This is a genomic window from Acidipila rosea (assembly GCF_004339725.1).
Classification (GTDB): Bacteria; Acidobacteriota; Terriglobia; order Terriglobales; family Acidobacteriaceae; genus Acidipila; species Acidipila rosea.
Window position 1 is genome coordinate 115,429 of sequence record NZ_SMGK01000005.1, and the last position, 21,276, is coordinate 136,704.

24 protein-coding genes are annotated in these 21,276 nt (G+C 62.0%); 12 read left to right on the forward strand and 12 right to left on the reverse strand.

Annotated elements, in window-relative coordinates; all coding sequences use genetic code 11:
- Positions 1 to 10 precede the first annotated feature (10 nt).
- From C7378_RS14240 to C7378_RS14255, 4 genes are all read left to right on the forward strand, one after another.
- A complete protein-coding gene (locus C7378_RS14240) occupies positions 11 to 1,234 on the forward strand; it encodes an MFS transporter (protein WP_243648270.1) in 1,224 nt (407 codons plus the stop codon).
- On the forward strand, positions 1,234 to 1,914 hold the full coding sequence (gene queC / locus C7378_RS14245; RefSeq protein ID WP_131998620.1) for a 7-cyano-7-deazaguanine synthase QueC: 681 nt from the start codon (positions 1,234 to 1,236) through the stop codon (positions 1,912 to 1,914). The genes C7378_RS14240 and queC overlap by 1 nt, the downstream gene beginning before the upstream one ends.
- Before the next feature lie 69 nt (positions 1,915 to 1,983).
- Complete coding sequence (locus C7378_RS14250) at positions 1,984 to 3,075, forward strand: carboxypeptidase regulatory-like domain-containing protein (RefSeq protein ID WP_131998182.1); 1,092 nt, start codon at positions 1,984 to 1,986, stop codon at positions 3,073 to 3,075.
- An 80-nt stretch (positions 3,076 to 3,155) separates the two neighbouring features.
- Positions 3,156 to 4,373, forward strand: a complete 1,218-nt coding sequence (locus C7378_RS14255; protein ID WP_131998185.1) for a molybdopterin molybdotransferase MoeA — start codon at positions 3,156 to 3,158, stop codon at positions 4,371 to 4,373.
- Here C7378_RS14255 and C7378_RS14260 read toward each other — a convergent pair.
- Positions 4,370 to 5,542: a pyridoxal phosphate-dependent aminotransferase gene (locus tag C7378_RS14260; RefSeq protein WP_131998188.1), complete on the reverse strand. Its 1,173-nt coding sequence runs from the start codon at positions 5,540 to 5,542 to the stop codon at positions 4,370 to 4,372. The genes C7378_RS14255 and C7378_RS14260 overlap by 4 nt on opposite strands.
- A 77-nt stretch (positions 5,543 to 5,619) precedes the next feature.
- Between C7378_RS14260 and C7378_RS17755 the strand changes: the two genes are divergently transcribed.
- The gene (locus tag C7378_RS17755) at positions 5,620 to 5,787 is read left to right on the forward strand and encodes a hypothetical protein (RefSeq protein WP_165876818.1); all 168 of its coding nucleotides are present in this window, start codon (positions 5,620 to 5,622) and stop codon (positions 5,785 to 5,787) included.
- Here C7378_RS17755 and C7378_RS14265 read toward each other — a convergent pair.
- From C7378_RS14265 to C7378_RS14310, 10 genes are all read right to left on the reverse strand, one after another.
- On the reverse strand, positions 5,776 to 6,459 hold the full coding sequence (locus C7378_RS14265) for a 1-(5-phosphoribosyl)-5-[(5-phosphoribosylamino)methylideneamino]imidazole-4-carboxamide isomerase (RefSeq protein WP_131998191.1): 684 nt from the start codon (positions 6,457 to 6,459) through the stop codon (positions 5,776 to 5,778). The two genes, C7378_RS17755 and C7378_RS14265, sit on opposite strands and share 12 nt — an antisense overlap.
- Entirely contained in the window at positions 6,453 to 7,214 is a 762-nt protein-coding gene (hisF, locus tag C7378_RS14270; protein WP_131998194.1) for an imidazole glycerol phosphate synthase subunit HisF, read from the reverse strand. Before hisF ends, C7378_RS14265 begins: the two co-directional genes overlap by 7 nt.
- Positions 7,208 to 7,807, reverse strand: a complete 600-nt coding sequence (gene hisH, locus C7378_RS14275) for an imidazole glycerol phosphate synthase subunit HisH (protein ID WP_131998197.1) — start codon at positions 7,805 to 7,807, stop codon at positions 7,208 to 7,210. Before hisH ends, hisF begins: the two co-directional genes overlap by 7 nt.
- Complete coding sequence (gene hisB, locus C7378_RS14280) at positions 7,804 to 8,409, reverse strand: imidazoleglycerol-phosphate dehydratase HisB (protein ID WP_131998200.1); 606 nt, start codon at positions 8,407 to 8,409, stop codon at positions 7,804 to 7,806. The genes hisH and hisB overlap by 4 nt, the downstream gene beginning before the upstream one ends.
- Positions 8,406 to 9,488: a histidinol-phosphate transaminase gene (hisC, locus tag C7378_RS14285; protein ID WP_131998203.1), complete on the reverse strand. Its 1,083-nt coding sequence runs from the start codon at positions 9,486 to 9,488 to the stop codon at positions 8,406 to 8,408. The genes hisB and hisC overlap by 4 nt, the downstream gene beginning before the upstream one ends.
- Positions 9,485 to 10,738 carry a histidinol dehydrogenase gene (gene hisD, locus C7378_RS14290; protein WP_131998206.1) on the reverse strand — a complete coding sequence of 418 codons (1,254 nt, stop codon included), beginning with the start codon at positions 10,736 to 10,738 and terminating at the stop codon, positions 9,485 to 9,487. Before hisD ends, hisC begins: the two co-directional genes overlap by 4 nt.
- Positions 10,735 to 11,610: an ATP phosphoribosyltransferase gene (hisG, locus tag C7378_RS14295; protein ID WP_131998209.1), complete on the reverse strand. Its 876-nt coding sequence runs from the start codon at positions 11,608 to 11,610 to the stop codon at positions 10,735 to 10,737. Before hisG ends, hisD begins: the two co-directional genes overlap by 4 nt.
- On the reverse strand, positions 11,610 to 11,960 hold the full coding sequence (gene hisI / locus C7378_RS14300) for a phosphoribosyl-AMP cyclohydrolase (RefSeq protein WP_131998212.1): 351 nt from the start codon (positions 11,958 to 11,960) through the stop codon (positions 11,610 to 11,612). Before hisI ends, hisG begins: the two co-directional genes overlap by 1 nt.
- Before the next feature lie 251 nt (positions 11,961 to 12,211).
- Positions 12,212 to 13,741, reverse strand: coding sequence for a SulP family inorganic anion transporter (locus tag C7378_RS14305; RefSeq protein WP_131998215.1), 1,530 nt, complete (start codon positions 13,739 to 13,741; stop codon positions 12,212 to 12,214).
- Positions 13,742 to 13,949: 208 nt separating this feature from the next.
- Positions 13,950 to 14,741: an ATP-binding protein gene (locus C7378_RS14310; RefSeq protein ID WP_131998218.1), complete on the reverse strand. Its 792-nt coding sequence runs from the start codon at positions 14,739 to 14,741 to the stop codon at positions 13,950 to 13,952.
- Positions 14,742 to 15,037: 296 nt separating this feature from the next.
- On the opposite strand from C7378_RS14310, the gene C7378_RS14315 reads away from it, so the two are divergent.
- The 4 genes from C7378_RS14315 to pyk all read left to right on the forward strand — a co-directional run bounded on the left by C7378_RS14315 (position 15,038) and on the right by pyk (position 18,453).
- Positions 15,038 to 15,241, forward strand: a complete 204-nt coding sequence (locus C7378_RS14315) for a hypothetical protein (protein ID WP_131998221.1) — start codon at positions 15,038 to 15,040, stop codon at positions 15,239 to 15,241.
- 222 nt (positions 15,242 to 15,463) lie between these two features.
- The gene (locus C7378_RS14320) at positions 15,464 to 15,940 is read left to right on the forward strand and encodes a thioredoxin family protein (protein ID WP_131998224.1); all 477 of its coding nucleotides are present in this window, start codon (positions 15,464 to 15,466) and stop codon (positions 15,938 to 15,940) included.
- Between the two features lie 45 nt (positions 15,941 to 15,985).
- Positions 15,986 to 16,900, forward strand: coding sequence for a YihY/virulence factor BrkB family protein (locus C7378_RS14325; RefSeq protein WP_131998227.1), 915 nt, complete (start codon positions 15,986 to 15,988; stop codon positions 16,898 to 16,900).
- Between the two features lie 74 nt (positions 16,901 to 16,974).
- Positions 16,975 to 18,453, forward strand: a complete 1,479-nt coding sequence (gene pyk / locus C7378_RS14330; RefSeq protein ID WP_131998230.1) for a pyruvate kinase — start codon at positions 16,975 to 16,977, stop codon at positions 18,451 to 18,453.
- Positions 18,454 to 18,679: 226 nt separating this feature from the next.
- On the opposite strand, the gene C7378_RS17760 is transcribed toward pyk, so the two are convergent.
- Positions 18,680 to 18,838, reverse strand: coding sequence for a hypothetical protein (locus C7378_RS17760; RefSeq protein WP_165876819.1), 159 nt, complete (start codon positions 18,836 to 18,838; stop codon positions 18,680 to 18,682).
- 188 nt (positions 18,839 to 19,026) lie between these two features.
- On the opposite strand from C7378_RS17760, the gene C7378_RS14335 reads away from it, so the two are divergent.
- Genes C7378_RS14335 through iscU form a run of 3 tightly spaced genes read left to right on the forward strand, consistent with a single transcriptional unit; the run spans position 19,027 to position 21,223 of the window.
- Positions 19,027 to 19,467 (forward strand): RrF2 family transcriptional regulator, encoded by a 441-nt coding sequence (locus tag C7378_RS14335; protein ID WP_131998233.1) that lies wholly within the window; start codon positions 19,027 to 19,029, stop codon positions 19,465 to 19,467.
- 25 nt (positions 19,468 to 19,492) lie between these two features.
- Positions 19,493 to 20,746 carry an IscS subfamily cysteine desulfurase gene (locus tag C7378_RS14340; RefSeq protein ID WP_131998235.1) on the forward strand — a complete coding sequence of 418 codons (1,254 nt, stop codon included), beginning with the start codon at positions 19,493 to 19,495 and terminating at the stop codon, positions 20,744 to 20,746.
- Positions 20,747 to 20,797: 51 nt separating this feature from the next.
- Positions 20,798 to 21,223 carry a Fe-S cluster assembly scaffold IscU gene (gene iscU, locus C7378_RS14345; RefSeq protein ID WP_131998238.1) on the forward strand — a complete coding sequence of 142 codons (426 nt, stop codon included), beginning with the start codon at positions 20,798 to 20,800 and terminating at the stop codon, positions 21,221 to 21,223.
- Positions 21,224 to 21,276 lie beyond the last annotated feature (53 nt).

A 21,276-nucleotide genomic window follows, 5' to 3' on the forward strand; every position in this document is an offset into this window, starting at 1 on the left:
CACTGAAAGCTTGCGAGAGGCAGCGACCATTTCGGAGGCGTCGGCAGGCCCGCGACCGGCTTCGCACAAGCGGCTGCTGCAGCTGCTGGGGTTGGCATGCGGTGTCGGGGTCGCGAACATCTACTACAATCAGCCGCTGCTGCTGGAGATGAGCCGCAGCGTTCACGTGCTGGCTGGTCAGACCGGCACGGTGGCGGTGGCGACGCAGGTCGGTTACGCGGTGGGCATCGTTGCGTTTGTGCCGCTGGCGGACGTGGTGGAGCGACGCGGCCTGATGATGAAGCTCTTTGCGGGGGCGGCGGTGGCCGCACTGCTGACAGGGCTGGCTCCTACCCTGCTGACCCTGATCCTTGCGAGCGTGATGCTGGGGCTGACAGCGGCGGTGACGCACGTGGCGGTGCCGATTGCGCCGGAACTGGCCAATGACGATGAGCGCGGGCGAGCCATCGGCAATGTGATGACGGGGCTGCTGCTGGGGGTGCTGCTGGGGCGTGCGGTTTCGGGCGCGATTGCGGCGTGGCTTGGCTGGCGGGCGGTCTTCTTTATGGCTGCGGCGGGAAATGCGGCGTTTGTTCCGATCCTGCTGCGGAAGTTTCCCACGCTTCCGCCTTCTCACCCGTTGCCCTACAGGCAGGCGTTGCGTTCGCTGTGGACGCTGGTGCGGACGCAGCCGGTGTTGCGGGAGTCGGCGGTGCAGGGGGCGCTGGTGTTTGCAGGGTTCTCCTGCTTCTGGACGACGCTGGTCTTTCTGCTGGGCTCGCCGCACTACCGGCTGGGCGCGGGGGTAGCGGGCAGCTTCGGGATTCTGGGCGCGACGGGCGTGCTGATTGCGCCGGTGGCAGGGAGGCTGGCGGACAGGCGCGGTTCGCGGGCCGTGGTGACGATGGCGCTGGTGCTGCTGTCGACGGCCTTTGTGATCTTCCTGGTGGCGGGCTACCGGTTGGCGGGGCTGATCCTGGGGGTGGTGGTGCTGGACCTGGGGGCGCAGGCGAACCAGATTGCGAACCAGACACGCATCTTCGGGCTGGAGGCGAGCGCTCGGGGACGGATCAATACAATCTATATGACGCTGTTCTTTATGGGCGGGTCGCTGGGGTCGCTCTTCTCGGCGATGGCGTGGACCCGGTACCGCTGGCCGGGGGTGTGCATCCTGGGATTGGGATTTCTGGGGCTGGCGGCGGTAGTACATAGTGCAGGAAGCAGGGCTGCGGCGTTACGATTAAGAGAGCTATGATGACAGGATTGAAGCCCCGGGCGGTGATCTGCCTTTCGGGAGGAATGGATTCGGCGGTCTGCGCGGCGCTGGCGGCGAGGGAGTGCGAGGTCTATGCGCTGCACTTCAGCTATGGGCAGCGGACCGAGGCTCGCGAGCTCAAGAGCGCGCGCGGGGTGGCCGAGGCGGTGGGCGCGAAGCAGTTTCTGCATCTGGAGATCGACCTCTTCCGGCGGATCGGAGGCTCGGCACTGACCGATGAGACGATCGCGGTGCCCGCGGCGGTAGAGGAGGGGATCGGCGCTTCGGTGCCGGTGACTTATGTTCCGTTCAGGAATGCGCACTTTCTGTCGGCGGCGGTGAGCTGGGCCGAGGTGGTGGGCGCACGGAAGATCTATATAGGCGCGGTAGAGCAGGACAGCTCCGGATATCCGGACTGCCGGCCGGCGTATTACGAGGCGTTTCAAGAGTTGATCCGCAGAGGAACGAAAGAGGGAGACATCGAAGTTGCGACTCCGCTCATCCATATGCGGAAGCGGGAGATTGTAGCTCTCGGCCTTGAACTGGGTGCGCCGTTCAATTTAACTTGGTCGTGCTATTCAGAGCAGGGGCGAGCGTGTGGCGTATGCGAGAGCTGTGTTCTGCGCCTGAGGGCATTTGCAGAGGCTGGGACAGTGGATCCAGTGCCTTATGCGGCGTGAAAAAAGATTTAGTGATGGGACGCAGCAGACTGCTGCCGTTCCACATATGAGGTAAGGGAGAAGAAGACAATGCGAAAGACAAAACTCTGGCTGGCGGTTTTTGTGGCCATGCTGTTGCCGGCCCTCCAGTTCAGCGCGCACGCGCAGGCACCCACGGGCAAGATTCACGGCCATATCCAGGACCCGGCCGGAGTTGCGCTCGCCAACGCAAAGGTCGAGCTGAGCACGGACGGCAAAACGGCGAAGTACACCTTCACTGCGGACGGCAACGGCGATTACAAAGGCGACGGAATTGCGCCCGGGACCTATGTGGCAACGGCCTTCCAGGCCGATAAGGCGGTGGACCGGTTCACGGAAGTGAAGATCACTGCGGGCGGCGACACGGCGCAGGACTTCGATATGTCGCGGGCGGATTACGTATCGAAGCTGAGCGCGGAGCAGAAGAAGGCGCTGGCCGATCTGAAGCAGAAGAACGCGGAAGCGATGAAGGAAAACAGCCAGATCAAGAATCTGAATGCTGACCTGATCAAGGCGCGCGAGGACAACAAGGCGAAGAACTTTGCCGAGGCCGAGAGCCTGATGCAGAAGGACACCACGGCGAAGCCGGATGCCTCAGTACTCTGGCTGGAGCTGGGGACGGCGCAGTCCGGCGAGAAGAAGTATGACGATGCGGCGACCTCACTGAAGAAGGCAATCGACCTGGAAACCGCGGCGAAGAAGCCGAACCAGGAGATCATTGCCGGGGCGAACAACGCACTGGGCGAGGTGCTGGCAGCACAGAACAAGCTGCCCGATTCAGAAGCCGCCTATGACGCAGCGGCCAAGGCAGTGCCCGCCAATGCAGCCATGTATTACGGCAATGAAGCGATCGTGCTGAGCCGCGCCGGGCAGCCGGACGCTACAGTCACAGCAGCCGATAAGGCGATTGCCGCCGATCCGAACAAGCCGATTCCCTACTACCTGAAGGGACAGGCGCTGATCAACAAGGCGACGGTCGACCCGAAGACACAGAAGATTGTGGCTCCTCCGGGCTGCGCAGAGGCCTACCAGAAGTACCTGGAGCTCGATCCGAACGGCCCCTTTTCGGCGGAAGCCAAGAGCGTGCTGGCGGAGATGGGCCAAACGGTCAGCAAGACCTTCAAGGCAGGAAAGAAGAAGTAGCTTAGCGAAAAAGAAAGCGCCGCTCCGGGAAGACCGGGGCGGCGTTTTTCTTTGAGGGAAAGTGCAGTGGAAAGGACTCTATGAATGCTCCCGTGAAGGTGCTGAGTTATGTGCAGGCGGCGGAGGCGATTGGGGCGCATGCAGCCGGCAGGCCACGACCTGGGACGGAGAAGGTGGGTCTGCTGGATGCGCAGGGACGGGTGCTGGCGGCGGGGGTGGTTGCCGACCGGGACCAGCCGCCCTTTGACCGCTCGACGCGGGACGGGTTTGCGTGCCGGGCGGAGGATGCAGGCGGGGCGCTGCGTGTGATGGGGACGGTGCGTGCCGGTGAGGTGTGGCATGTCGACCCGCTGGGGGCAGGAGAAGCGGTGGAGATCATGACGGGCGCGCCGGTTCCTGCAGGGGCGGACTGCGTGGTGATGGTGGAGCATGTGGTGGAGTGCGGCGCCGGGATTGAGCTGCAGGTCGGGCGGATGGCGAGGCGGGGCGAGAATATCGTTCCCCGCGGGGCAGAGGCGGCGAAGGGTGGGGTGATTCTTGCGGCCGGGGTGCGGATGACGGCCACGCAAATCGCCGCTGCGGCGGCCTGCGGGTATGCGGAGGTCGAGGTGTTTCAGCGGCCGCGCGTGGCCGTGCTGGCGACCGGAGATGAGCTGGTGCAGGTGGCCGATGCTCCGCTGCCGCACCAGATTCGCAACTCAAACAGCTATAGCCTGGCGGCGATGGTGGCGGCGGCTGGAGCGGAAGCGGTGGTGCTGCCGGTGGCGCGCGATGAACGGGGATCGCTGGAGACGTCGATCCGGGAGGCGCTGGAGTGCGACCTGGTGCTGATGTCGGGTGGGGTTTCGATGGGGAAGTATGACCTGGTGGAAGAGGTGTTGACAGGACTGGGCGCGGAGTTTTTCTTTACGGGGGTCGAGATCCAGCCGGGGCGTCCTGCGGTTTTTGGGCGGGCGATGGGGAAATACTTCTTTGGGCTGCCGGGGAATCCTGTCTCTACGATGGTGACGTTTCTGCTGTTTGCCGAGCCGATGATCCGGGGAACGGCCGGGGAGAGCGAAACCTCTCCACGATTTGCGCAGGCGACGCTGGCGGAGCCGGTGAAGGTGAAGACGGGATTGAGGCGGTTTCTGCCGGCGGTGCTGGAGAGCGCCGTGGAGGGATCGAGGGTGAAGCTGGTGGCATGGCAGGGATCCGGTGACCTGGCGGCGACGGCGCGGGCGAATTGTTTCGCGGTGGTGCCTCCTGAGCGGGAGGCACTGGCGGCGGGGGAAGTGGTCTCAGTACTGCTGGCTTAGCCGAGGAAGCGGCGCAGGGCGGCGAGGCCGGATTCAATAGCCTCCATGGAGACGGCGTATCCGAAGCGGACGTGGGACTCGCCCTGGGCTCCGAAGACGACGCCGGGAATGGTGGCGACGTGAGCCTTCTCCAGCAGGGTGGCGGCGGCCTTGCGGCTGTCCTTGCTGATCTTTTCGACGCGCGGAAAGGCGTAGAAGGCGCCCTGCGGCATCTCGCATTCGAGGCCGAGCGCATTGAGGCCGGTGACCAGCAGGTCGCGGCGCTCACGGTACTCTTCGCGACGCCTGGCGATGACAGAGTGGGGCGTCGCGAGGGCCTCAAGCCCAGCCCACTGGATGGGCGTTGAGACGCCGTTGGTGGAGTAGAGGACGAGCTTGCGAAGGCCGGTCATGAAAGGCTCTTGCGCGACGGCGTACCCGAGACGCCAGCCGGTCATGCCGTAACTCTTCGAGAAGGTGTAGGTCGTAATGGTGCGCTCGGCCATGCCGGGCAGCGAGGCGATGGAGAAGTGATCGCCCTCATAGACCAGGTCTTCATAAGCCTCATCGGCGATGACGATGAGTTTGTGCTTGATGGCAAAGGCGGCGACCTCTTCTGCCTCTGCGCGGGAGAAGACGGTGCCGGAGGGGTTCTGGGGCGTGTTGTAGTAGATGGCGCGGGTGTGAGGCGTGGAGAACTGTTCCAGCGTCCGGGTGATGCCGTTGCGGCGCGCGCTGGAGGTGGGCACGAGCAGCGGGCGCGCCTGCGCTCCGGTGATCATGTCGCGAATGGGCGTCCAGTAGGGCGAGAAGAGCAGGACATCATCGCCCGCATCAAGGATGGCCTGAAAGGCCGCATACAGCGCATGCGCGCCGCCCGCGGTGACGATGACGTCGTCGACGGTCGTGTCGATGCCGTTGCGGGTGGTGAGCTTGCGTGCAAGCGCCTCGCGGAGGGGGGCGATGCCTGAGGAGGCTGCATACTTTGTCTTGTTCTCGACGAGGGCGCGCATCATCGCGTACTTGATGGTCTCAGGAGTCTCGAAAAAGGGCTCGCCGCCATGGAAGGGGTGAACGGTTTCACCGGCGGCGCGCAGCTCAAGCACCTTGTTCCTGATCTGCACGATATCGGAGAAGCCAACTTCATCAAGTCGCTTGGCGAGGCGCAGGCCGCTTTTTCTCGTTGGCATAGCGTAGGCTTCCTTTCAGGTAACGGAACAGCATAACTTATCTGAAGCGGCGTGTCGTTGCTGATATTCTTAGCGCTATGCGGCGATCAACAATCTGGTTTCTGCTTGCGGTGTTATGGATTGCAGCTGTGCCGGTGGCGCTGGTGCACCACCACAAAGACACGGCGACGATCGACGCGGTGGTCGCGCTGATCTTCTTCTTCATCGGCGTGCGGCTGCGAGGACGCGAGATGCTAAACCGCTAATACGCCAGTGTAGACGGCCATGCCCGCGACGGCATCGACTCCAATGGCGTCGAGCGCGTCGATCTCAGCCTGTTCGCGGATGCCACCGGCAGCGATGAGCTGGCGCTGGGTGAGGCGGCGCAGCGAGGCGGCGATGGGCAGCGGGAAGCCCTGCATGGTGCCCTCCGTGTCAATGTGGGTGTAGAGGAAGGCTGTGCAGTAGGCTTCGAGCGCGACGATCGCCTCTTCCGGGGTGAGGGCGGTCTGCTCCTTCCAGCCCTTGATGGCGACACGACCGGCTTTTGTATCAATGCTTGCTACAAATTTGTCTGTGCCGATGGAGTCGGCGATTTCGCGCGCGAACGCGGCATTAACCGGGGCGTTGAGATCGGCGCGGAAGAGCGCGGAGCCGAAGATGACGCGCCTGGCGCCTGCATCGAGGAGCGACTGAGCGTGGGCTGCGGTGGCTACGCCGCCGCCGACCTGACATGGAAGGCGGCGCGCGATCTTTTCAATGAGGGGCGCGTTGCTGCCCTGGCGCATGGCGGCATCGAGATCGATGAGCTGGATGAGCGGATAGGAGGCGAAGCGCTCGATCCAGTATTCAAAGTCGTCGAAGGCCAGCTTGAGCTTCTCGCCGTGGACGAGCTGCACGATGCGGCCACCCATCAGGTCAATGGAAGGAATTAACATGGGAGCCTCATGGGAATACCTCTCTGCGCAATTACTTCTTTCAGTGTACGGGCATCGGCGATACCGAAGTGGAAGATGCTGGCGGCAAGCGCGGCGTCGGCCTTGCCTACGAGGAAGACCTCTGCAAAGTGCTCCGCCGTGCCCGCGCCGCCGGAGGCGATGACGGGAATCTGCACGGCCTGACTGACGAGGGCGGTGAGTTCGCAGTCGAAACCGGCGCGGGTGCCATCGGCGTCCATGGAGGTGAGCAGAATTTCTCCGGCGCCGCGGTCTTCCGCTTCGCGCGCCCAGTCAAGGAGTGCGCGGCCTGCGGGCTTGCGGCCACCGTTGATGAAGACCTCTGCCCCGTCTACAGTGCGGCGCGCGTCGATGGCCACGACGACGGCCTGCGCACCAAAGCTGCGGCCTATTTCGCCAATGAGCTCGGGGCGTGCGATGGCGGCGGAGTTGATGCTGACCTTATCTGCGCCTGCATCGAAGACCTGGGCTGCGTCATCTGCGGTGCGGATGCCGCCGCCGACCGTGAAGGGGATGAAAAGGCGCTGGGCGGTGCGGCGCACGGTCTCAAGCAGAGTGCCGCGGCCCTCGTGCGTGGCGGTGATGTCGAGGAGGACGATTTCGTCGGCACCAGCGGCGGCGTGACGCGCGGCGAGCTCCGCGGGGTCGCCAGCGTCGACGAGGTCAAGAAACTGTACGCCCTTGACGACGCGGCCAGCGGTGACATCAAGGCAGGCGATGATGCGCTTGGTCAGCATGATTCGAGCCTCACAAAGTTTTCAAGCAGAGTGCGACCGGCGGCGCTCGACTTCTCCGGGTGGAACTGTACCGCCATGAGATTGTCGCGTTCGACGGCGGCGGTGAAGGGCTGGCCGTAATTTGTAACTGCCGCTGTTTCTTTTATGATGGGCGCGCGCCAGGAGTGGGTGTAGTAGACATAGGCACCCTCTTCAATCCCGCGCAGCAGACGCGATGCGGGATCGACCGAGATAGAGTTCCAGCCGACGTGGGGGATTTTCATGGCGCCGGTGAAACGTTCGCACATGCCCTCGAATAATCCTGCGCCTTGCACCGATGGGTCTTCTGTGCTGCCGGCAAAGAGCCACTGCAGGCCGACGCAGATGCCGAGGAATGGCGTGCCCTGCGCGATCTTTTCCGTGGCGGCCTGCCTGAGCCCGCGGTCAGCGAGAAAGCGGGTTGCGGCGAAGTGGCCGACGCCGGGAAGCACGAGCTTGTCTGCGCGGCGCACCTCGTCGGGATCTTCAGTGACGAGGGTGTCGGCGCCGATTGCACGGAGCGCCTTGACGACAGAGGTGAGGTTGCCGGCCTTGTAATCGATGACGGTGATCACAGAAGGCCCTTGGTGCTGGGCAGCATCTCACCCAGCTGCTTGTCGCGGGAGCAGGCCACGCGGAGGGCGCGTGCGAAGGCCTTGAAGAGCGCCTCTACCTTGTGATGATTGGAGCGGCCATACATCGTCTTGATATGGACGTTGGCGCGTGCGCCGCGTGCGAAGCCTTCAAAGAAATCTTCGACGAGCTCGGACTGGAGATCGCCGACGAGGCGCGTCTTGACCTTGGTCTTGACGACGGAGGCGACGCGGCCACTGAGATCGACGGCGGCGACGCCCAGGGTTTCATCCATGGTCATGAGGAAGTAACCCGCGCGCATGATGCCGCGCTTGTCGCCGAGCGCCTGATCGAATGCCTCGCCGAGCGCGATGCCCACGTCTTCTACGGTGTGGTGCTGATCGACGTCGAGGTCGCCTTGGCAGGTGAGTTCAAGATCGAAGGCGCCGTGGCGGGTGAAGAGCTCGAGCATGTGATCGAAGAAGCGGATGCCGGTGGAGACCTTGTATTTGCCGGTTCCCTCAATGGTGAGGCGCAGGGAGATCTTTGTCTCGGTGGTGCTGCGGTCGATGGCGGCGGTGCGCCTGGCGCTGGCTGCTTTCATGCTTCGCTGTCCCTTTTCCAGTTGATTGCGGCGAGTGATTCGCGGAGGGCCTCGATGCCTGCGCGAGTGTCTTCTCGGGTGCCGATGGTGATGCGCACGCAGCCGTCGCAGCCGGGATCGGAGGAGCGATCGCGGACGAGAACGTTGCGGGTCTTCATTGCCGCTGTGAAAGCGGCGTGCTGTGAGCCGATGTTGACGAGGATGAAGTTGGCCGCGGAGGGCCAGTGGGGAAGCGCGAGCTCGTCGAGGGCAGCAGCGAATTCACGGCGCGCGGCGAGTACCTCTTCGACATACCAGTCGAGATAAGCGCTGTCAGTCAGCGCGGCGGGCAGGCAGGCGAGCGCGAGCGAGTTGACGCTGTAGGGCGAGATAACGCGGCGCAGCCACTGCATCTGCTCTTCTGCTGCGATGAGCGCGCCGAGGCGCAGACCAGCGAGGCCATAGGCTTTAGAGAAGGTGCGCGCGACGATGAGGTTGGGATGCCGGCCGATGAGGTCGAGTACGGTTTCGCCATGGAAGTGAAAGTAGGCCTCGTCAATGAGGACAATGGCGTGGGGCGCGCTCGCGAGGATGCGCAGAATCGCTTCGCGCGAGACCACGCTGCCGGTGGGGCTGTTGGGGTTGGCGATGCAGATGACCTTGGTTGCAGGCGTGATGGCGGCGAGCAGCGCATCGAGCGGGAAGCGGAAATCGGCGCCTGCCTGAACGGTGACGATGCGCGCCTCGGTCGAAGAGGCGTAGACCTCGTACATGGAATAGGTCGGGACGGGCAGCAGCAGCTCGTCGCCTGCGTCGAGAAAGGCCTGGCAGAGAACGTGAATGGCTTCGTCGACTCCGTTGGTGAGCAGCGTCTCCGCGGGTGCAACGTTGAGGTGCTGCGCTACGAGCGCCTCAAGAGGGCCGCGTTCAGGATACCTGGTGAGCTCGGCGCTGGAGATCTTCGCCAGCGCTTCAAGGACGCGCGGGGAGCAGGAGAAGGTGTTTTCGTTGAAGTCGAGGCGCAAACCATCGCGGCCACCGAGGGGTGGGTGATACTCCTTCATGCGGCGCACGGCGGCGCGGGGCTGAGGTGTGGTCATCGCACGCCTCGTGCGCGGATGGCTTCCGCATGGCCGTGAAGGCCCTCAGCCTCGGCGAGCGCGATGGCGGCGGGGCCGAGAGACTGCAGTCCTGCTGCTGTGTACTGCTGCACGGTGATGAGCTTGACGAAGTCGAGGACACTGAGTCCGCCGCGCACGCGGGCGAGTCCGCCGGTGGGCAGCGTGTGATTGGGGCCGCTGATGTAGTCGCCCATGGGCTGCGGGGACCAGCGGCCGATGAAGACAGAACCTGCATTCTGCACCCAGGCGAGATCGCTTTCAGAATCGACGGTGAGGTGTTCGGCGGCGAGGCGATTGGTGAGCTCGCGCGATTCTGTAACTGACCTGGTTACGATTATCAGGCCGTGGGCACGAATGGATTGGGCGGCGATGGGATTGGCGCGGGCGCGGAACTTGACCTCGGCGGAAACTTCCTCGGCGAGGGTGGCGTTGCTGGTGATGAAGATGGCGAGGGCGTCGGGATCATGCTCGGCCTGGGCGATGAGATCGGAGGCGATGTTGACGGCTTTGCCGCTTTCGCTGGTGACGACAATCTCAGTCGGACCGGCGAGCATGTCGATGCCGCAGTCAAAGGCAACGGCCTCTTTGGCGGCGGTGACATAGGCGTTGCCGGGGCCAACGATTTTGGCGACGCGAGGGACGCTGGCTGTGCCGTAGGCGAGAGCGGCGATGGCCTGCGCTCCGCCGATGCGGTAGAACTCGGTGACGCCGAGAAGCGAAGCCGCTGCGAGAGTCTCCTGCGCGGGGCGCGGGGAGACAACCACGATGCGCCGGACGCCCGCGACCTGCGCGGGGATGACGGTCATGAGCATGGTGGACGGCAAGGGATAGCGGCCGCTGGGAACGTAGCAGGCAACGGAGTCAAGCGCGCGAACCTGCTGGCCGGTGGTGAGGCCTTTGACGGGAGAAAAGCTCCAGGAGCGAGGAAGCTGGCGCTGGGCAAAGGCGCGGATATTTTTCGCCGCGGTCTTGAGAGCAGCCTGCAGGCGGCGCGGAGTGGCCTCCCATGCGGCTCGCATCTCGTCCGGGGAGATTTGTAACGGCGACTGCGACGTATAGCCGTCGAACTTCGCCGCGTAGCGGAGGAGAGTGCTGTCTCCTCCGCTTTTGACGCCCGCGACGATGCGCGCGACGGCTTTGGTGATGGCCGGGTCCGAAGCGGCGCGACGGCTTTCGAGGGCTTCGATGACGGCGCGCGCGCTTCGGCTGGTGGTGCGGAGTATCTTCACAGGACCACCTTGTTAAGCGGGTACTCGACGATGCCGGTCGCGTCGGCGGCCTTGAGTTTGGGGATGACTTCGCGGACGACGCTCTCCTCAAGGATGGTGTTGACGGCGACCCACTCCGGATTGCTGAGCTCGGAGATGGTGGGCGAGTTGAGCGCGGGCAGAACGGATAGCACGGTGGGCAGGTTGGCCTTGGCAACGTTGAGCATGAGGCCGACCTGGCCCTGTGCGGCGATGGCGCCCTTGAGCATCATGGCGAGGCTATCGAGCTTCTGCTTCTTCCAGTCATTCGCGTAGGCCGTGGCGTTGGCGATGAGGTGGGTCTCGCTGAACATGACGGTATCAATGATGCGGAGACGGTTGGCCTTGAGGGAGCTGCCGGTCTCGGTGACTTCAACGATGGCGTCGGCGAGCATGGGGGGCTTGACTTCAGTTGCGCCCCAGCTGAACTCCACTTTGACGGGGACGTTCTTTTCTGCGAAGTAGCGCTTGGTGACCTCGACGAGCTCGGTGGCGATGGTCTGGCCGGCGAGATCTTCGGCGCGCTGCCAGGGGGAATCCTCAGGGACGGCGAGCACCCAGCGGACACGCTGGCGGCTCTGCTTGGCGTAGACGAGGCTGGCGACGCTGGTGACATCGAGGCCGCTCTCGACGACCCAGTCGATGCCGGTGAGTCCGGCGTCGAGGACGCCGTGGTTGACGTAGCGGGCCATCTCCTGTGCGCGGATGAGCATGCACTCGATTTCGCTGTCGTCAATGCTGGGGAAGTAGGAGCGGCCATTGGCGTAGATGCGCCAGCCTGCGCGTTCAAAGAGGGCGATGGTGGCGTCCTGCAGGCTGCCTTTGGGAATGCCGAGACGGAGTTTGTTGGCCATTAGCGCACCTCCGCGGCATTGCTGGCGGCTGAGACGGCGATGGGCCGGGTGAAGCAGCTGACGGTGCCTTCGTGGCAGACGAGGCCGTCGCCTTCGACTTCAACGCGGAAGAGGAGGGTGTCCTGATCGCAGTCAGTGGCCGCGTCGAGCACGCGCAGGCGGTTGCCGCTGGTTTCGCCCTTCATCCAGAGCTTCTGGCGGGTGCGGCTCCAGAAGGTGACGAAGCCTGTTTCAAGAGTCTTGTTGTAGCTTGTTTCGTTGACGAAGCCGACCATCAGCACCTGGCCCGATTTTGCGTCCTGCACGATTGCCGGGACGAGGCCATCCATTTTCGCGAAATCCAATTCCACTGTCCGTTCCCTTCCTGTTTGGCCGCCTGCGGATGCGCTGAAAGCAGAAAGCCCGCCAGCGCATTGCGCATCGGCGGGCTTTCCTGATTCCTTTTTGGTTTGGCTGCTATCGCAGGCCGAAAGGATCCGCCGACACGTTCGTCACATGATGATGGTGGTGATGACGATGGTGGGTGCGGATCTGCATCTGGAAATAAGCTATCGCGGCGTGGCCCGAGTGTCAAATGCCGCCGCGACAGCCCGCCTGATGTTCAACTGATCTGATCGTCGGCGACGTGATAGCGAGGATCCTCGATGAGGTTGACCTCGACCGTCGAGCGGGCCTTCTGCAGCAGTTCGTAGCAGTCGGGGCTGAGATGGCGCAGATGAAGACGCTTGCCTGCCTGCTGATATTTATCCGCGACGCTGTCGATGGCCTCCAGCGCGGAATGATCCATGACGCGGGCGTGACGGAATTCGATGATGACGTCGTCGGGATCTTCGCGGGGAGTGAAGAGATCCTGAAACTGCGCGGTGGAGGCAAAGAATACGGAGCCGGAGAGCTCGTAAATCTTGCGGCCCTCTTCATCGATGCGGGTCTTTACGGCGATCTGCTTGGCGTGCTCCCAGGCAAAGACGAGGGCGGCGATCAGGATGCCGAGGATGACGGCCACGGCGAGATCCGTAAAGACGGTGACGACGGTGACGGCGATGATGACGAAGATGTCGTGCTTCGGGACCTTGCCGAAGACGCGAAAGGAGCCCCATTCAAAGGTCTTTTCGGAGACGACGAACATGACGCCGACGAGGGCGGCGATGGGAATTCGCTCGATCAGCGAAGAGGCGAAAAGGATGAAGCTGAGCAGGCAGAGCCCGGCGGTGATGCCGGCCAGGCGGCGACGCGCGCCGGAGCTTACATTGATCATGGTCTGGCCGATCATGGCGCAGCCTCCCATGGCGCCGAAGAAGCCGCAGACCAGGTTGCCTGCGCCCTGGGCGAGGCATTCGCGATTGGGACGGCCGCGGCTGTCGGTGATGTCATCGACGAGGTTGAGCGTGAGTAGCGTCTCGATGAGGCCGACGCCGGCCAGGATGAATGCATAGGGAAGCACGATCCTGAGGGTGGCGAGGTTCCACGGGACGGCAGGGAGATGGAAGCTGGGGAAGCCGCCGCGAATGGACGCCATGTCTCCCACGGTCCGGGTGTGGATGCCGGTAAAGATGGCGAAGAGGGCGACGGCCACAATGGCGACAAGGGACGAGGGAATGGCCCTTGTGAGCCTGGGCAGAAGATAGATGATGAGCATGGTCGCGACGATGAGCGCGAGCATGATGCCGAGCGGACGGCCGTGAATCCAGTGCTCTGCGCCGGTCGCGTCCTTGACCTTGAAATGGCCGAGCTGGGCGAGGAAGATCACGATGGCGAGGCCGTTGACGAAGCCGAGCATGACCGGATGGGGAACCATGCGGATGAACTTGCCCAGGCGAAGAAGGCCAAAGGCGAGCTGAAGAATGCCGGTGAGGACGATGGTAGCGAAGAGGTATTCGACGCCATGCTGAACGACGAGGGCGACCATGACGACCGCCATGGAGCCGGTGGCTCCTGAGATCATGCCGGGACGGCCTCCAAAGGCGGAGGCGATGAGGCACATGATGAAAGCGGCGTAGAGGCCAACCAGCGGGTTAACGTGGGCCACGAGAGCAAAGGCAATCGCCTCAGGAACAAGGGCGAGTGCGACGGTGAGACCGGAGAGGATATTTGTTTTCGCTTCTGAAAGGGATAGAGCGGAACTTGCCGACAAGGAGGCCTCCAATTGCGATCCCGGAAAAAAGACAGGGATAGCGGCAAAGGGGACGGCTCACGATGAGCCTGCCACAAAAAGATGGATGAATTAACTCAGAGAGGATTTGAGGCGGGTCGAACTGGCGCTCACACCGGAAGGTACGCCGAGCGTACGGGGAGCGAGATAAAAGCTGCGTTCATAAGAAAAGTATAACAAAGGCGGTCTGTCAGCCTGCTGCCTGGCATTCCCGGGCCAGCGGCAGATAGAGGTCAAAGCGTGCACCTTTGCCGGGGGCGCTTTCGACAAGAACCATGCCTTTGGCGCGCGAGATGGTTCGCTCGACGGAGACGAGTCCGAGTCCGCGGCGGGGGCTGCCGTTCTTTTCCTTGCGGCTGAAGTGGGGCTCAAAGGCATGGAGCCTGGTCTCTTCATCCATGCCGTGCCCGGTGTCGCGGACGGTGATGTGGACGCATGGTTCAGGGGGCATGCTGCTCTTCTCCGGCGGCGAGGAGAGACCGACGGAGACATGGAAGACGCCGCCGTCGGGCATGGCGTCGCGCGAGTTGAGGGCGAGATTGAGCAGGACCTCCCGGAGGCTTGCATGGTCGATGGCCGCATGAATGGGCATCGGGGAGAGTTCAAAGTCAAGGGTGACGGCGCTGCCGAGGACGCCGGCCAGCGTGCCGGACTGCTCGCGGATGAGCTCATTGCAGTCGGCGGGGCGGGCGACGTCGCCGTCATCGTGGGCGAGGCCCTGCAGCTGGCGGCTGAGGGAGAGTGCCCAGCGGGACGAGGAAAGGATGAGATCGAGCAGGTTCCTGTCGGGCAGCTCGGGGTGATCGTGGAGCATCTGGGCTGCATTCTGGATGACGGTGAGCTGATTGCCGAGATCGTGGGCAACGAGGATGGTGATTTCCGCGCGAAGTTTCAGGCGAGCAGACTGCAGTAAATCTTCTTCGGCCTGTTCCTTTTCTGCCTCCACATATGAGGAGCGGCGAGAAAGTTCAGAAGGTGTCATCGTTGTCCTGTTTTTTAGAAAAAGTATCTGCAGCTACCGGAACGCAGTCAACAGGAAGGAAAACAAAAAAAGGTTCAGGCAATTTGTTCGGCAAATATTCACTCATTCATTGACAGAGTGAGGATACCGCACCCGTCCGGGTCTCAAACCGAAAATATTCGATTTCGACCGAGCGGACCGGGACTAACACTTCTGTGTTAGCCGGTAATCACCTGAAAGTTCGGGGAGGGCACCGAAGGTGGGATTTGCAGGCCGCAGCTATGGGGAGATGCTGGCAGTGCAGGTGGGAGATGGCGATGCACGAGTTATGGATGGCGCTGGCGTTCCTGGGACTACTGACGGCGCCGGTGATGGTGGCAAGTATCGGCAGCAAAGAGCGGCAGAAGCGTAAGAGGACGGAGCACAAGGTGCTGCCCATGAAGCAGCGCGAGCAAAAGCCCGGCACAAGGGAAGCGCAAACGCTGCCGGTACGTCGATCGACTGGTCTCGCGGGACGCTGAGCAATCGCGTTTCAGGAAAATAGAAATCACTCTGGATAGCCGCGGCGAAAGCCGCGGCCCTTTTTTTGCCGGGGGCACAGAGGCAAAAAGCCGCTCGTGTCGCGGGCGGATTTGTGACATCTTAAAGAGCATCGACTCAGCGGGCGGTGAGGCAGCGGGCCGATACACGCTGAACTTCCATTGATTTTCGATCAAGTCCTATGAAGGAGAGATGCTGTCGAGATGCGGATCTATCAAAAGACTGCTGCGGTGGTCGTGGCACTGATGGCGGTCATCGCTGCGCCCGTGGCGCGCGGGCAGTTCCGGGAGGTTTATTCGCCGACGGCGGATGCGCATGTCGAGATTCGCGAAGCGCTGGCAACGGCGGCGAAGCAGCACAAGCGGGTGATTCTGGACTTTGGCGGGAACTGGTGCGGGGATTGCCTGGTGCTCGATATCTACCTGCACCAGTTTCCTAACCTCGGGCTGTTGCAGAACAACTATGTGCTGGTGGACATCGACATCGGGCGGTATGACAAGAATCTGGACCTGGCGGCAAAGTACCGGATACCGCTTAAGCTGGGGGTGCCGGCGCTGGCGGTGCTGGATGGCGAGGGCAGAATGCTCTACAGCCAGCGAAATGGCGAATTCGAAAAGATGGGACAGGTAAGCGGAGACGCAGTGACGGCCTTTCTGGAGAAGTGGAAGCCGAAGCGTTAGCCGATTTGCTGGCGGCGTGCGGCGAGATTCGGGTAGTCTCATGCCATGCAGACGCTCTGGATCAATCTGCGGCGAGCGATGTGGAAGGCCTTTGGCCACAATGCTTTCGCGACCGCGAAGGCCGCGGCCTATTCCGCGATTCTGAGCATCTTTCCGGCAGTGCTGGTGGCTACGTCCCTGCTGGCGCTGACGCCGGAGACGAGCGACGCGAGCTCGGATATCCGCGCGGTTTTCAGCGACCTGCTGCCGCCGGACACAATGGGGCTGCTGCAGAACTACTTCCAGACAAGCCATGCGCGGCCGTGGCACCTGGCCTGGTCGGCGGCCGCTGTGAGCGTGCTGGCGGCAATGGGATTCATGCTGTCGCTGATGGAGGGCTTTCGCCAGGCGTATGGGTTGCCGCGCGATTTTCGCGGCTTCTGGCGGGAGCGGCTGGTGGCGTTCGCGCTGATCCCCAGCACGCTGGTGCCGATGATGGCGGCGACGGCATTTGTGGTCTTCGGCCACCAGATCGAGCTTTGGATGGTCGATAACTCCGGGCATAATCTGCAACTCTATGTGCTGTTTGTGTGGAGAATTCTGCGCTGGCTGATCGCGATTGCAACCAGCATTACGGTGCTGGCGGTGGTCTACCACTTTGCGCTGCCGCGGGCGCAGCACTGGAGGCGGGTGGTGCCGGGCGCCCTGCTGTCGACGATCTCCTGGTTTGCGGCCACGATGCTCTACGGGTGGTATGTGACGCGCTTCGCCGACTACTCGAAGGTCTATGGATCGTTTGGGGCGGGCGTGGCCACGATGGTGTGGCTGTACATGGTTTCGCTGAGTATTCTGCTGGGCTCGGAGTTCAACGCACAGCTCTTCCCGTTGCCTCGCACGATCGGGCTGGAAGCGCCGGAAGGAGAGCCGAGACGCGGGGCAGCCTATGCCTCGATACCTGAGGCAGGGCACGGGGCGCGCTGAAGACCCCTCGCGCGAGTTAGAATGAGGAGGCTCAAGAACGCGTTACCGAAGCAGTTTTTGAAGTTGGGGGATGGATGAATTTCACGCTTGCTGCCGCGCCTGCCACAAATGCAGAGCGCCGGGCAAAGATTGTAGCCACACTTGGACCAGCGTCGAACAATGAGACGACCTTTCGCGAACTAGTCAGGGCAGGACTTGACGTTGTTCGCCTGAATTTCTCCCACGGGACGCAGCCGGAAAAGCTGAAGCTGATCGAAATGGTCCGCAAGGTCGCGCAGGAAGAGAAAAAGGCCCTATGCATTCTGGCCGACCTGCAGGGACCGAAGATCAGGACCGGGCGGCTCGAAAACCGGATTCCTGTGCAGTTGCAGGGCGGGCAGAAGCTGACCATTACACCCCGGGACATTGCGGGCAACGCATCGGTGATCTCGACGGTTTTCCCCACACTGGCGGAGAACCTGGAGCCGGGGGCGCGGATTCTGCTGGCCGATGGGCTGATTGAGCTGCGGGTGACGGCCATTCATGGCGAGGATGTCGAGTGCGACGTGATCAACGGCGGGATGCTGGGTGAACACAAGGGCATCAACCTGCCGGGGATTCCGGTGCGGGTGCCATCGCTGACGGACAAGGACGCGGTGGATCTTGAATTTGCGGTGAAAAACGGCGCGGACGCGATTGCCGTCTCCTTTGTACGCACGGCGGAAGATGTGCGGCTGGTGAAGGAGCGGATTGCGTCGCTCGGAGCCGATACCTGGGTGATTGCGAAGCTGGAAAAGCCACAGGCGATCGACAACCTCGAAAGCATCCTGGAAGTGGCTGACGGCGTGATGGTCGCGCGCGGTGACCTGGGCGTCGAGATGCCGCCGGAAAAGGTTCCGGCGATCCAGAAGCATGTGATTCGCCGGGCGTCAGAGTATCGCAAGCCAGTGATCACGGCGACGCAGATGTTGGAGTCGATGATCGAGAATCCGCGGCCGACGCGCGCTGAGGCGAGCGATGTGGCCAATGCCGTCTATGACGGAACGGATGCAGTGATGCTCTCGGCAGAGAGCGCTGCGGGCAAGTATCCGGTCGAGGCGGTGAAGATGATGGCGAAGATCGTCATCGAAACGGAAAACCAGATGGGCGGAATGCCGATCCATGATGGACGGCCAAGCCATGTCCGGCTGTCGGTTGCGGAGACCATCTGCGAATCGATGGCGCATGCGGCGCAGGATCTGGATATCAAGGCAATTGTGGTCTTCACCGAAACGGGCACGACGGCACGGCAGCTTTCGAAGTACCGCCCGAAGTCACCTATCTACGGGCTCTCAAGCGTCGATGTGGTCATCAATCGCATGGGACTGCTGTGGGGAGTGCATCCTGTTCTCTGCGCCAAGGCAAGCACGGCCGAAGAGATGGTGGATATGGCGGAACGGCTGCTCGAAGAGGGTGGCTTCGCTACGACCAAGGACATCCTGGGCATTGTGGCGGGAACGCGGACGAAGTCCGGCTCGACGAACTTCCTGAGGCTGCATGTGCTGGGAGACAGGGTAGAAAAGCCGGTCAGCTAGCCGGCGGGTTGCCGATTCTGGTTTGAGGATGTGGGCCTTCTGCAGAACGATTGCGGAAGGCCCATCTCTTTTTGCGGCTTGGTTTACTGGCGCAGCCAGGGTTTGCAGGGCTGGGGTAATGGGACGCACCTGTCCCGCGAAGGCTTTTCTCGGGAAATGCCATTGGTAAGCGCAACTGTGTCACTGGAGACCGCTGCCCTGGAGGAACTATGTCTTCGGACTGAAGTTACGATTCTTCCTCATCCTCCGCGGTCTTTTCTTCGATTTCCATATCGCGGAACTCATCAGAGTCGAAGACCTCGCCACACTGCTGGCATTCGACGAACTCGGCATCCTCTTCGCGGGCAACGATTCGGACTTGGGGGTGTTTGCAAACGGTATTCATTGGATGGTTTGGACCGTTGGAAAGTCGTTATGGGCAGAATTGTATTCGCCCGGAGGGAGTTGTCAAACGCGAAGTGGGCGCGGGGGGCGGATTTTTTTGCAGGGGGCGGCAAGATAAATGCCGATTTGAAATGCGGACTCTAATGGTCGTATACTTGGAATAGTGAAAAAGGGAGTCATGGAACCAGGATGCTGAGGCTGACCAAAAAGGCAGATTATGGGCTGATGGCGCTGAAGTATCTGGCCGAGCACCCGGATGTGCCTGCGGTGAGCGCCAAGGATATCGCCGATGCGTATCACATTCCGCAGCAGCTGTTGGCGAAGATTCTGCAGCGGCTGGCCAAGGAAGGGCTGGTGAAGTCGCATGCGGGGATGAATGGCGGCTATGCGCTGGCGCGGAGTTCTCGGGAGATAACGGCCTTTGAGGTGATTCGCGCAATTGACGGTCCCTTGTTTATCACCTCATGCGTGACGGTGAGCGGAGCATGCGACTTGCATGACAGCTGCACCATCAAAGAACCACTGGCACGTGTGAACGACAGCATTACCGATGTGCTGAAGAAGATGCGGATTGCAGACCTGGCGGGAACCGGACATGACGTCCACACGCTGGTGTCGATCAAGAGTTAAGAAAGTGACTGGAGAAGAAAAGATTATGAGCACCGTGGCATCCACAGTTGAGATTCCGGCCGGCGTAACGCTGCCAATTTACATGGACAACCATGCGACCAGCCCGCTCGATCCGCGGGTGCTGGAGGCGATGATGCCGTTCTTCACGCAGAAGTTCGGCAATGCGGCGAGCCGCAACCACTCCTTTGGCTGGGAAGCCGAGCAGGGTGTGGAGCAGGCACGCGAGCAGGTTGCGAAGCTGATCGGAGCGACGGCGAAGGAGATCATCTTCACCTCAGGCGCGACGGAGTCGAACAACCTGGCGATCAAGGGAATCGCGGAGATGTATCGGGAGCGCGGCAACCACATCATCACGCAGGCGACCGAGCACAAGGCGGTGCTCGACACCTGCAAGCGGCTGGAAAAGGCCGGATATCGCGTGACGTATCTGCCGGTGAAGGCCGATGGCCTGATCGACATGGAAGACCTGAAGCGTGCGATCGATGACAAGACGATTCTGGTCACGATCATGTTCGCGAACAACGAGATCGGCGTGATCCAGCCGGTGGCCGAGATCGGCAAGCTCTGTCACGAGCGCGGCGTACTCTTCCACACCGATGCGGTGCAGGCGGTAGGCAAGGTGCCGGTGGATGTGAATGCGATGAACATCGACGCGCTTTCGCTGACGGCACACAAGATTTATGGCCCGAAGGGCGTGGGCGCGCTCTATGTGCGGCGGCGCAATCCGCGGGTGCAGATCTCAGAGCAGATCAACGGCGGCGGCCATGAGCGCGGCATGCGTTCGGGTACGTTGAACGTGCCGGGCATCGTGGGGCTGGGGAAAGCCTGCGAGCTGGCGCGGCTGGAGATGGACGAAGAGGCGAAGCGGCTGGCGGGGATGCGCGACAGGCTGAAGGCGAAGCTCGAATCGAAGCTCGACTACATTCACGTGAACGGAACGATGGAACACCATCTGCCGGGCAACCTGAACATGAGCTTTGTGTATGTGGAAGGCGAGTCGCTGCTGATGGGCATTAACGATATTGCGGTTTCAAGCGGATCGGCATGCACCTCTGCGACGCTGGAGCCATCTTATGTATTAAAGGCGCTGGGATTGGGCGACGATGTGGCGCACAGCTCGATTCGATTCGGACTCGGCCGCTTCAATAATGACGCCGAAGTCGATTACGTCGCCGATAAGGTGATCGATGTGGTGCAGAAGCTGCGCGAGCTTTCGCCGCTCTACGAGATGGTGAAAGAAGGCATCGACATTACCAAGATCGAGTGGCAGGCGCACTAAAAGGGATTTGCAGCAGGCACGGTTTTTTCAAAGTTAGACAGGAGATTCAACATGGCATACAGCGATAAGGTCATCGACCACTACAACAATCCCCGCAACGTTGGCCAGCTCGATAAGTCGAGCAGCGAAGTAGGAACGGGGCTGGTAGGCGCGCCGGAGTGCGGCGACGTGATGCGTCTGCAGATCAAGGTGAATCCGGAGACGCAAGTGATCGAAGAGGCGAAGTTCAAGACCTTCGGCTGCGGCTCTGCGATCGCTTCTTCTTCGCTGGCAACCGAATGGGTAAAGGGCAAGACGGTCAGCGAAGCGATGGAGATCAAGAACACGGACATCGTGAAGGAACTGGCTCTGCCGCCGGTGAAGATTCACTGCTCGGTTCTGGCGGAAGATGCGATCCGTGCGGCGATCGGCGACTGGAAGAAGAAGAACGGCGTAGCCGAAGGGGCGGCAGCTCCGCAGGCAGTCGCAGCGCAGTAAGGGCAGAAATAGATGCCGGTTGTCAGCTAAGGCTGGCAGCCGGCGGTTGTTTG